Source organism: Enterobacter wuhouensis (genome assembly GCF_004331265.1).
Taxonomy (GTDB): domain Bacteria; phylum Pseudomonadota; class Gammaproteobacteria; order Enterobacterales; family Enterobacteriaceae; genus Enterobacter; species Enterobacter wuhouensis.
This window is the reverse complement of sequence record NZ_SJOO01000004.1, coordinates 536,501-547,377: the sequence shown is the minus strand read 5'-3', so window position 1 is coordinate 547,377 and position 10,877 is coordinate 536,501. Positions and strand designations below refer to the sequence as shown.

Genomic DNA, 10,877 nt, shown 5'->3' with positions numbered 1-10,877 from the left:
TTAGAAGAACCCCGTACCGAAAGGTGCGGGGTTTTTTGCTTTTGCTTATCTCAGACGAAGCAATTGCCGCTGATGGAAACGCCCAAGGATCAGCACGGTAGTTAAGGCCCCCAGCAGCGCGCAGAACATATCAGATTGGGTATCCCATGGATCGCCCTGAGTTCCCAGAAAATCATCCGCACCTTGTCCCATCGCCACGGCGGCCCACCATTCAATGAGCTCGTACGTCGCGCTAATGGCCAACGCAACGCAGCACACCAGAAAACTCGTCATCTTATGACCGCGAACATATCCTCCGCGCAGCAAAATTTCGCGCGCAGCCAGTGCAGGAACCAGCCCCTGGAAGAAGTGACCGAGCTTGTCATACGGGTTTCGGCTCAGCCCGAACATCTCCTGAACGTCAAAACCAATCGGCACTTTTGCATAGGTGTACATTCCGCCGACCATAAGAATAATGGCGTGAAAGAAAATCAGGGTATAAAGGAGGGGAGTAAGCGGATAACGTCTGTGAGTAGCCAGGAGGAGCGGTACGATGATAATAACGGGCGTCACCTCCATCAACCAGGTGACGCGATCGCCCGTAAACAGGCCAGTATAAATCAGGATAATCAGCAGAAGCAGCGCCCCGCCTTTTAAAGCAGATGTGGTCATGTCGTTTTCTTATGCGGAAAATGACAACTATTGACCGTAAAAGCAGAAAATTCAATATCAAGCAAATGCAGAAAAGCAAAAACCCAGCCATAGGCTGGGTTCTCTAAATAGTGGTGCCCGGACTCGGAATCGAACCAAGGACACGGGGATTTTCAATCCCCTGCTCTACCGACTGAGCTATCCGGGCAACGGAGCGCATTAAACCGCAATCGCGCATGATCGTCAACCTTATTTCGGGAAAAGCTGTTCAACTGCTTAACTTTGCGGCAATCTGTCGGTTTCTGCGTCCAAGCGGGATACTGGCTTACGTCAATGCTCCACCCATACGGCATTGCGCAAAGCGCAGAATATCTTCCGCCAGGTGGTGCGCTGTATCTACGTCGGCCTGGCTACGATTTACCAGCATGCGACTCAGGCAACCTTCCAGCACCAGCTCCATTTGTTTAGCAACCATTGCGGGATCATCCACTTCCAGCGTGGTCAGCAGCTCGTGGGTGAAGTCATGCGCCGCCCGTTTTTGCTGATCCGCCAACTGGTGGATAGGATGGCCCGGATCGGGGAAGTATGTGCAGGCGGCGATAAACAAACAGCCCGGATAGCGGTTGTTGCTCACGCATTCGGTCAGGGCGCTATAACGCGCCAGTAACTTCTGCTCCGCAGTCAGTTCCTCATTCAACATCAACTGCCTGCGCCAGACGTCAACCTGTTGGCTGAGATAGCGCAGAGCATCGTAAAGTAATGCTTCTTTATCGGGCCAGAAGCGCATCAGCTCGTCGAGAGGGTAATCGATACGGTCGGCTACCATCTCAAGCGTGGTGCTGGCGATCCCTTGAATCTCAAGCAATTGCAGGGCTTGTCCCAGTACGTCTTCGCGTTGCACGGTTTTCTCCTCCGCTATTCCCAACGGTTTGTCCCGTTTAAAGTGTTGTTTACGGTTGGCGATCGCGCAAATGTGCGCTGAATGTCGCTGCATCCATAAACCCGGTTACGCGCTGCGATGGCTGCTCCTCGCCCCGTTCATTGAAGAACAGGATGGTCGGCAGTCCAAGCACGTTAAGTTGTTTCAGCAGAGCCTTATCCTGCGCGCTGTTAGCGGTAACGTTCGCCTGCAGCAGAACTGTCCCTTTTAACGCGCTTTGCACACGCGGATCGCTAAAGGTGTATTTTTCAAATTCTTTACAGGCCACGCACCAGTCGGCATAGAGATCGAGCATCACCGGTTTGCCTTTCGCCTGCGCCAGCGCGCTATTGAGTTCATCCACGTTTTTAATCGGCGTGAAGTTCAGGTGCGCCTGCGTCTGGACTGCTGGCGAACCGAACGCCCAGTCCTGAAGCGGGCGAGCGCTCACCAGCGCGGCAGCCAGCAGGATAATTTGCACCACACGCATCCACGCTTTTCTCGCTCCCAGGCTGACGATGAATGCCCAGGCAAAGAATGCGACGCCGAGCATCGCCCAAAGACGAAGGCCCCAGACGTCACCGATGATACGCTCGAGCAGGAACACCGGCAGCGCCAGGATGACGAAACCAAACGCGGTTTTCACCGTCTCCATCCACGGGCCGCCTTTCGGCAGCAGGCGGTTACCAAACACCGTCACCAGAATCAGCGGCAGGCCCATCCCCAGCGCGTAGAGGTACAGCGTACCGCCGCCAAGCCACATGTTACCGCTCTGGGCGATATACAGCAGGATAGCGCTCAGCGGCGCGGTAGTGCAGGGTGAGCAAATCAGCCCGGCTATGGCACCCATCGCGAACACGCCGCCTGCGGAGCCGCCCTGCTGGCGATTGCTCATCAGCGCCAGGCGCGTTTGCAGTGAGGAAGGCAGCTGCAGCGTGAACAGGCCAAACATCGACAGCGCCAGCAGGATAAACACGACTGACAGGCCAATGAGCACGTAAGGGTGCTGGAGGGCTGCCTGGAACTGCAGTCCGGCTGCGGCTACCACGAGGCCGAGCGCCGTATAGGTAAGCGCCATGCCCTGCACGTAGATGAAGGACAGCAGCAGCGCGCGGGCGGTGGAAAGACGCTGTTTGCCACCCAGCACAATGCCCGAAATGAGCGGGTACATGGGCAGCACGCACGGCGTAAAGGCGATGCCGATACCAATCAGCAAGGCCCAGAGCGCTGAGAACGGCAGATCGGAAGCAGCTTCGGCTTCGCCTTCACCCCTCACCCTGGCCCTCTCCCCTGAGGGGAGAGGGGAGGCAGCCGCTTTAACTTCAGTAAGCGGAACGATCTTCGTTTCAGGCGGATAGCAGAATCCCGCGTCGGCACAGCCCTGATAGGTCACCGTCAGCGTTGCGCCTTTATCCGCCTGGTTCACCGTAACGGGCACGCTCAGGCGCTGGCGGTAGATTTCACTCTTGCCGTAAAACTCGTCCTCATGCCACTCGCCCGCGGGCATCTGCAGTGCGCCGACGTTAGCCTTAGCGGGCGTGATGCTGACCTGTTTGCGGTAGAGGTAATAGCCCTCTTTCACCTGCCAGGTGAGGCTAAGGTCGTGCTGGTTTTGCTGAAAGTCGAAAACGAACGCCTGGTCGGCAGGAATAAAGTTTGAACGGCCGGGCGCGTCAAATAACCCGGCAAAAGCTGACGTGCTGCACAGCAGCAGGATCAGCGTAAGGAAGCGTTGAGCCATGAGAGATAATCGTTATCGCCGTGGACCACTGGCAGCACCAGCAGTTCCGGGGTTTGGTAAGGATGATGAGATTTGAGGCAGTCGAGCAGCGCCTGCTGATTCGCCAGATTGGTTTTGAGCAGCATCTGGACTTCATACTCCTGCTCCAGCTTGCCTTCCCAGTAATAGAGGGACGTCGCGCCGGGCAGAAGTGTGACGCAGGCAGTCAGTTTTTCGGCCAGCACTTTGGCGGCGAGATCCTGGGCAGAGGCTTCATCAGGGGCGGTACACAGTACGACAACGGCATCTGGCGTGTTCACAAGTCGACCTCCTCATCGCGAAAGTCTTCACTATATCACGCAAGGCGATTGGTCATTAATGAAACGGGCCGCAGAGCGGCCCGATTTTAACTATTTTTACAACGGCTAACGGTTTACAGCACAACGCCGCCGATGATAAAGCCGAGAATGACGCAAAGCGAAATCGCCACCACGCCCGGGATCAGGAACGCGTGGTTAAACACGTACTTACCAATACGCGTTGAGCCGGTGTCATCCATCTCCACCGCCGCCAGCAGCGTCGGGTAGGTTGGTAGAACGAACAGGGCAGAAACCGCCGCAAAAGAGGCAATCGCCGTCAGCGGGGTAACGCCCAGCATCAGTGCAGCAGGCATCAGTGCTTTAGTTGTCGCTGCCTGGGAGTAGAGCAGGGTGGCGGCAAAGAACAGTACCACGGCCAGCAGCCACGGATAGTTATGCAGCAGGTCGCCCGCAACGGTCTGGATGTCGCTGATGTGTGCTTTCACGAAGGTATCGCCGAGCCACGCCACGCCCAGCACGCACACGCAGGCGCTCATGCCGGATTTAAACGTGCTGGCGTTCAACACTTCGCTGGTGTCGATTTTACAGGTGATGCTAATCAGCGTGGCGATGGTCAGCATGAACACCACGATCGCTTCGTTACGCGGCAGGACCGGGTTCTGGATCAGGCCTACGGTGTCGCTGATGGCGGTGGCGTAGAACATGACCGCGACAATACCGATCAGGAACAGCAGCACGGAGCGTTTGGCGTGCGGCTTCAGCTCAAAGACCTGGCTGCCGCGCAGCTTCACTTCACCTTTCGCCAGGCGTTCCTGGTAAACCGGATCGTCCTTCAGCTCCGCGCCGAGGAAGTTACACAGCACGGCGGTGATCATCACGGCAATCAGCGTCACCGGAATACAGATCGCCAGCAGCGTCAGGTAGCTCACGCCCATCGGCTCAAGGATACCGGCGAAGAAGACCACGGCGGCGGAGATTGGCGAAGCAGTGATCGCAATCTGGGATGCTACCACCGCGATAGAAAGCGGGCGAGACGGGCGAATGCCCTGCTCTTTTGCCACTTCGGTGATGACCGGCAGGGTGGAGAACGCCGTGTGGCCCGTCCCGGCGAGAATGGTCATAAACCAGGTCACCAGCGGGGCAAGGAAGGTTATATATTTGGGATGGCGGCGCAGCATACGCTCCGCCAGGCTCACCAGGTAGTCCATACCGCCCGCCACCTGCATGGCCGCGATAGCAGCGATAACCGCCATGATGATTTCGATTACGTCAAAAGGGATTGCGCCGGGCTTAATCTGAAAGATAAGGGTAAGAACAAGCACCCCGAGACCGCCGGCAAAACCGATGCCGATCCCCCCGAGTCGTGCGCCCAAATAAATCGCCAACAAGACGATGACGAGTTCTGCTCCAAACATAAGTGCCTTCCTTGTTTATTAACAAGTTGATATTAAATTGTTGTGTAATTGGTAATGCTTAAAAAGAAAAAAGGCACGTCACAAGTGACGTGCCTTTCGGAAGCTTAGCCTGAACTGTTATTGTTCGCTTTCATCGGTATAACGTTTCGCTTTATAAGCCGGATGCATCAGGTTCTGGGCCGAGAAGATATCGTCCAGCTCGGCTTCGGTCAACAATCCTCGCTCAAGAACTACCTCGCGCACGCTCTTACCGGTTTCGGCACAAATCTTCCCGACGATGTCGCCGTTGTGGTGGCCGATGAACGGGTTGAGGTAGGTGACGATCCCGATGGAGTTATACACATAGCCTTCACACACTTCTTTATTCGCGGTGATGCCGTTGATGCATTTCTCCAGCAGGTTGTAGCAGGCGTTGGTCAGGATGTGGATGGATTCAAACATGGCCTGGCCAATGACCGGCTCCATGACGTTCAGTTGGAGCTGACCGGCTTCAGAGGCCATTGTCACGGTGCTGTCGTTGCCAATAACTTTGAAGCAAACCTGGTTCACCACTTCTGGCACCACCGGGTTCACCTTGGCCGGCATGATGGATGAACCGGCCTGCAGCTCGGGCAGGTTGATTTCATTCAGGCCAGCGCGCGGGCCGGAGGAGAGCAGGCGCAGGTCGTTACAGATTTTGGACAGCTTAACCGCCAGACGCTTCAGGGCGCTGTGCACCATGACGTAAGCGCCGCAGTCGGAGGTGGCTTCAATCAGGTCTTCTGCTGGTACTACCGGCAGATTAGACACTTCCGCCAGCTTCTGTACCGCCAGCTGCTGATAGCCGTCCGGCGTGTTCAGACGTGTACCGATGGCGGTAGCGCCCAGGTTCACTTCCAGCAGCAGCTCGGAGGTGCGCAGCATGTTTTTGGTTTCTTCGTTCAGCAGCACGTTAAACGCGTGGAACTCCTGACCGAGGGTCATCGGCACCGCGTCCTGCAGCTGGGTGCGGCCCATCTTCAGGATGTCCTGGAATTCTACCGCCTTGCGCTGGAAGCCATCGCCCAGCTGGTTAATTGCGTCGACCAGTTTCACCACGGAGGCGTAGACCGCAATGCGGAAGCCGGTTGGGTAGGCGTCGTTGGTAGACTGACATTTATTCACGTGGTCGTTCGGGTTGAGATACTGGTATTCACCTTTCTGGTGGCCCATCAGCTCCAGGCCGATGTTTGCCAGCACTTCGTTGGTATTCATGTTGACGGAGGTACCCGCGCCGCCCTGATAGACGTCAACCGGGAACTGATCCATGCACTTGCCGTTGTTCAGCACTTCATCACACGCGGCGATAATCGCATTTGCAGCGCTTTTTGGAATGGTTTGCAGCTCTTTATTCGCTAGTGCTGCCGCTTTCTTCACCATCACCATGCCACGCACAAACTCAGGGATGTCGCTGATTTTGCTGTTGCTGATGTAGAAGTTTTCAATCGCTCTCAGAGTGTGAATACCGTAGTAGGCATCCGCTGGAACTTCCCTGGTACCCAACAAATCTTCTTCGATACGAATGTTGTTTAACATGTGAACCTTCTTTTCAAGCTGCCGATGGATTGTACTAAACACACAGTATATATGTGGTTTTGAATATTTTCTGACCGACGATTATTCCCTCAATCGGCCAGATGTTCGAGATCATATGCTGATGATAGCGAATTGCCGTAAGCTGGATCACTTATTATCGACCCGATTTCATGATAATTATTAATCTGTGAAATGAGTCACCGCTTTAATATTTCCAGAAAAAATATCCGTGCAAACCGATTGAATTTTGGCTAACCGTCTCCATCTCTTACAGACGCGTGACGCGAACACATTCAGACAGGGGCCAGACGGCACCTGCCATACAGGAGATGCCAGTGCGCTGGATACCGTTTATTGCTTTCTTTCTCTATGTTTACATCGAAATCTCGATTTTCATCCAGGTTGCCCACGTGCTGGGCGTCCTGCTGACGCTGGTCCTGGTGATCTTCACCTCCGTCATCGGCATGTCGCTGGTGCGTAATCAGGGTTTCAAAAACTTCCTGTTAATGCAGCAGAAGATGGCCGCAGGCGAAAGCCCGGCAGCCGAGATGATCAAAAGCGTATCGCTGATTATTGCTGGCCTGCTGCTGATTCTGCCGGGCTTTTTCACCGACTTCCTCGGCCTGTTGCTGCTGTTGCCGCCGGTGCAGAAGCACCTGACCATGAAGCTGCTGCCGCATCTGCGTTTTAACCGTATGCCGGGCGGCGGGTTCAGTACCGGCCCGGGAGATACCTTTGAAGGTGAATATCAGCGTAAGGACGATCAGCGCGACCGTTTAGACCACAAGGACGATCGTTGATTTTGTTGCCCGGTGGCGCTTCGCTACCGGGCCTGCGGATTTTGCCGCTTCGGTAAAAATACCCACAGCCCCGCCAGCATGACAATGGCGTACACGCTCTTCCATCCCACCATCGCCAGCAGCAGCAGGCAAAGCACGCCCCCGACGGCAGCCAGCGCTTTATAGCGTCCTTTCAGCAGACGGCAGCCTGCCAGCATACACAGCAGATAAATCATGATGAAAATGCCGTTGGCGTAGACGATCAGCGCATCCAGATTGATATTCAGCCCGTAAATACACAGCGTGCTCAGCACGCAGCAGCCCAGCACGGCATTTAGCGCATTCAGCGGAAGCTGACGTTTAGACAGGCGAGCAAGGCGGCTCTCGGGCTTATACAGCGCCTGGGACCACACCAGACGCGCAAAGCTCTGAATATAGATATTCAGGCTGGCGAAGCAGGCCAGATAGCCGATGACGCAGGCGACCCACAGCGCTTTTACGCCAAATAGCTCAACCACGATGCCCGGCAGCGATGCGGCAGCGGCTTTATCTGCGCCAAACGCGTTGAAATGAAGCACCATCACGGTACAGGCCCAATAGACCGTACCGGCCAGCAGCAAGCCAATTATCAGCGCTCGTGGGAAATCGCGCTCGGGCTGCTTAAACTCTGACGCCAGATGGGCGAAGGCTTCCAGTCCGACAAAGCACCAGAACATCACCGAAAGCGCGGCGAAAAGCTGTGAATGGTCAACTTCTGCCACCGCCGGGAAGGGAATTTCCGCGACGGTAATATCGCCTGCCCACCAGATGGCGGCAATGAGCGCGACAATCAATACGGCAACCAGCGTCTGCAGGTTGGCGCTGGAGCTGGCCCCGCGCGACCCCACCCACCAGACAATCGCCAGCGTACCCAACTCGGCCAGCAGCAGCTGCTCGTTATGCCAGCCAAACAGCGCCTGGCCAAACCCGGTGGCGATATGCAACGCCGCAGGCAGGCCAACCGGGATCACGGAGAGAAACAGCCAGCCGGTGACGCGCTCCAGCCGCGGGCCAAATGCCATGCCGACAAAGTGCGCGACGCCGCCGGCGCTGGGGAAATGTCGCCCAAGGATGGCGAAGACGATGGCCACCGGGAAAACCAGCACAATCAAGACCGGCCACGCCCACAGGCTGTTATCGCCTGCCACCAGCGCCGCCAGTGCGGGAACGGCAAATACGCCCGTCCCTAACAAGGAGGTGGAGAGTAAACCAACGCCCTGCGCCAGCCCCAGCTCCTGTTTGAGTCCACTCATTTACATCGTCCTGCGACCATCAAAAGAGAGGCGATGGTAACACTTTCGCAAATTTTTTTTCGATTCCCCCTTGAAGGGGTAAAAAGCTATCCCCATCTCTCAGGGCACTAGTCGGAAAACCGCGTGCGGACCGGCGTCATCCATAACTGATAATGACTTTCTCAAAGGAGAGCTATCAATGAGTATTCGTCCGTTACATGATCGTGTGATCGTCAAACGTAAAGAAGTTGAAACCAAATCTGCTGGCGGCATCGTTCTGACCGGTTCTGCAGCAGCAAAATCAACGCGTGGCGAAATCATCGCTGTCGGTAAGGGCCGCATCCTGGAAAACGGAACTGTGCAGCCGCTGGACGTTAAAGTTGGTGACATCGTAATTTTCAACGATGGCTACGGCGTGAAATCCGAGAAGATCGACAATGAAGAAGTGTTGATCATGTCCGAGAGCGACATTCTGGCAATTGTTGAAGCGTAATTTACGCACGAAACTGTACGAATTTGAGGAACTAAGAACATGGCAGCTAAAGACGTAAAATTCGGTAACGACGCTCGTGTGAAAATGCTCCGCGGCGTAAACGTACTGGCAGACGCAGTTAAAGTGACCCTGGGCCCGAAAGGCCGTAACGTTGTGCTGGACAAATCCTTCGGCGCACCAACCATCACCAAAGATGGTGTTTCTGTAGCACGTGAAATCGAGCTGGAAGACAAGTTCGAAAACATGGGCGCGCAGATGGTGAAAGAAGTGGCCTCTAAAGCGAACGACGCTGCAGGCGACGGTACCACCACCGCGACCGTACTGGCGCAGGCTATCATCACTGAAGGCCTGAAAGCCGTTGCTGCTGGCATGAACCCGATGGATCTGAAACGTGGTATCGACAAAGCTGTCGCATCCGCCGTTGAAGAACTGAAAGCCCTGTCCGTACCGTGCTCTGACTCCAAAGCCATTGCTCAGGTAGGTACTATCTCCGCTAACTCCGACGAAACCGTAGGTAAACTGATCGCTGAAGCGATGGATAAAGTCGGTAAAGAAGGCGTGATCACCGTTGAAGACGGTACCGGTCTGGAAGACGAACTGGACGTGGTAGAAGGTATGCAGTTCGACCGCGGCTACCTGTCCCCGTACTTCATCAACAAGCCAGAGACTGGCGCTGTTGAGCTGGAAAGCCCGTTCATCCTGCTGGCTGACAAGAAAATCTCCAACATCCGCGAAATGCTGCCAGTGCTGGAAGCCGTTGCGAAAGCAGGCAAGCCGCTGGTTATCATCGCTGAAGACGTTGAAGGCGAAGCGCTGGCAACTCTGGTGGTTAACACCATGCGCGGCATCGTGAAAGTGGCTGCGGTTAAAGCACCTGGCTTCGGCGATCGCCGTAAAGCGATGCTGCAGGATATCGCGACTCTGACCGGCGGTACCGTAATCTCTGAAGAGATCGGTATGGAGCTGGAAAAAGCGACCCTGGAAGACCTGGGCCAGGCGAAACGCGTTGTGATCAACAAAGACACCACCACCATCATCGATGGCGTGGGTGAAGAAGCCGCTATTCAGGGCCGCGTAGGTCAGATCCGTAAGCAGATCGAAGAAGCAACTTCCGATTACGACCGTGAAAAACTGCAGGAGCGCGTCGCGAAACTGGCAGGCGGCGTTGCGGTAATCAAAGTCGGTGCTGCGACCGAAGTTGAAATGAAAGAGAAAAAAGCACGCGTTGACGATGCCCTGCACGCGACCCGTGCTGCGGTTGAAGAAGGCGTGGTGGCTGGTGGTGGCGTTGCGCTGGTGCGCGTTGCCGCTAAGCTGGCTAGCCTGACCGCTCAGAACGAAGATCAGAACGTGGGTATCAAAGTTGCGCTGCGCGCGATGGAAGCGCCACTGCGTCAGATCGTGTCCAACGCCGGCGAAGAGCCATCTGTTGTGACCAACAACGTGAAAGCGGGTGAAGGTAACTACGGTTACAACGCTGCAACTGAAGAATACGGCAACATGATCGACTTCGGTATCCTGGACCCAACTAAAGTCACCCGTTCTGCTCTGCAGTACGCGGCGTCTGTAGCTGGCCTGATGATCACCACCGAGTGCATGGTGACCGACCTGCCTAAAGGCGACGCGCCTGACTTAGGTGCTGCAGGTATGGGCGGCATGGGCGGTATGGGCGGCATGATGTAATCGTGCGCTTTACGTCTTAGAAATAAGAAAACCCCCGGGCAGAAATGCTCGGGGGTTTTTCTTTTGGTCATCTTTTAGGTATAAGGTCTACAC

General features: G+C 55.4%; 10 protein-coding genes and 1 tRNA gene. 3 read left to right on the top strand and 8 right to left on the bottom strand.

Features of this window, described 5'->3' with window-relative positions:
* Nucleotides 1-45: 45 nt before the first annotated feature.
* From E0L20_RS12620 to aspA, 7 genes are all read right to left on the bottom strand, one after another.
* Nucleotides 46-651, bottom strand: coding sequence for a DUF2238 domain-containing protein (locus E0L20_RS12620; RefSeq protein ID WP_131634225.1), 606 nt, complete (start codon nucleotides 649-651; stop codon nucleotides 46-48).
* A gap of 111 nt (nucleotides 652-762) precedes the next feature.
* A tRNA-Phe gene (locus tag E0L20_RS12615) sits at nucleotides 763-838 on the bottom strand.
* A 117-nt stretch (nucleotides 839-955) separates the two neighbouring features.
* Nucleotides 956-1,531 carry a transcriptional regulator gene (locus E0L20_RS12610; RefSeq protein ID WP_131634224.1) on the bottom strand — a complete coding sequence of 192 codons (576 nt, stop codon included), beginning with the start codon at nucleotides 1,529-1,531 and terminating at the stop codon, nucleotides 956-958.
* A 49-nt stretch (nucleotides 1,532-1,580) separates the two neighbouring features.
* Nucleotides 1,581-3,290 (bottom strand): protein-disulfide reductase DsbD, encoded by a 1,710-nt coding sequence (locus tag E0L20_RS12605; RefSeq protein ID WP_131634223.1) that lies wholly within the window; start codon nucleotides 3,288-3,290, stop codon nucleotides 1,581-1,583.
* The gene (gene cutA / locus E0L20_RS12600; RefSeq protein WP_131634222.1) at nucleotides 3,266-3,589 is read right to left on the bottom strand and encodes a divalent cation tolerance protein CutA; all 324 of its coding nucleotides are present in this window, start codon (nucleotides 3,587-3,589) and stop codon (nucleotides 3,266-3,268) included. The genes E0L20_RS12605 and cutA overlap by 25 nt, the downstream gene beginning before the upstream one ends.
* Before the next feature lie 113 nt (nucleotides 3,590-3,702).
* The gene (locus E0L20_RS12595; protein ID WP_032662382.1) at nucleotides 3,703-5,004 is read right to left on the bottom strand and encodes an anaerobic C4-dicarboxylate transporter; all 1,302 of its coding nucleotides are present in this window, start codon (nucleotides 5,002-5,004) and stop codon (nucleotides 3,703-3,705) included.
* Nucleotides 5,005-5,121: 117 nt separating this feature from the next.
* The gene (aspA, locus tag E0L20_RS12590) at nucleotides 5,122-6,558 is read right to left on the bottom strand and encodes an aspartate ammonia-lyase (protein WP_131634221.1); all 1,437 of its coding nucleotides are present in this window, start codon (nucleotides 6,556-6,558) and stop codon (nucleotides 5,122-5,124) included.
* 335 nt (nucleotides 6,559-6,893) lie between these two features.
* On the opposite strand from aspA, the gene E0L20_RS12585 reads away from it, so the two are divergent.
* Entirely contained in the window at nucleotides 6,894-7,358 is a 465-nt protein-coding gene (locus E0L20_RS12585) for an FxsA family protein (protein ID WP_207389446.1), read from the top strand.
* A 23-nt stretch (nucleotides 7,359-7,381) separates the two neighbouring features.
* Here the strand turns inward: E0L20_RS12585 and yjeH are convergent, their stop codons facing one another.
* On the bottom strand, nucleotides 7,382-8,629 hold the full coding sequence (gene yjeH, locus E0L20_RS12580) for an L-methionine/branched-chain amino acid transporter (protein WP_131634219.1): 1,248 nt from the start codon (nucleotides 8,627-8,629) through the stop codon (nucleotides 7,382-7,384).
* Nucleotides 8,630-8,807: 178 nt separating this feature from the next.
* Between yjeH and E0L20_RS12575 the strand changes: the two genes are divergently transcribed.
* Both E0L20_RS12575 and groL read left to right on the top strand, forming a co-directional pair.
* Nucleotides 8,808-9,101 (top strand): co-chaperone GroES, encoded by a 294-nt coding sequence (locus E0L20_RS12575; RefSeq protein ID WP_003855929.1) that lies wholly within the window; start codon nucleotides 8,808-8,810, stop codon nucleotides 9,099-9,101.
* A gap of 39 nt (nucleotides 9,102-9,140) precedes the next feature.
* Nucleotides 9,141-10,784 (top strand): chaperonin GroEL, encoded by a 1,644-nt coding sequence (groL, locus tag E0L20_RS12570; RefSeq protein ID WP_131634218.1) that lies wholly within the window; start codon nucleotides 9,141-9,143, stop codon nucleotides 10,782-10,784.
* The last annotated feature ends 93 nt before the right edge of the window (nucleotides 10,785-10,877 follow it).

Coding starts and splice junctions, on each gene's coding strand:
- E0L20_RS12620 (WP_131634225.1), bottom strand. CDS start 651: ATGACCACATCTGCTTTAAAAGGCGGGGCGCTGCTTCTGCTGATTATC.
- E0L20_RS12605 (WP_131634223.1), bottom strand. CDS start 3,290: ATGGCTCAACGCTTCCTTACGCTGATCCTGCTGCTGTGCAGCACGTCA.
- E0L20_RS12595 (WP_032662382.1), bottom strand. CDS start 5,004: ATGTTTGGAGCAGAACTCGTCATCGTCTTGTTGGCGATTTATTTGGGC.
- aspA (WP_131634221.1), bottom strand. CDS start 6,558: ATGTTAAACAACATTCGTATCGAAGAAGATTTGTTGGGTACCAGGGAA.
- yjeH (WP_131634219.1), bottom strand. CDS start 8,629: ATGAGTGGACTCAAACAGGAGCTGGGGCTGGCGCAGGGCGTTGGTTTA.
- E0L20_RS12575 (WP_003855929.1), top strand. CDS start 8,808: ATGAGTATTCGTCCGTTACATGATCGTGTGATCGTCAAACGTAAAGAA.
- groL (WP_131634218.1), top strand. CDS start 9,141: ATGGCAGCTAAAGACGTAAAATTCGGTAACGACGCTCGTGTGAAAATG.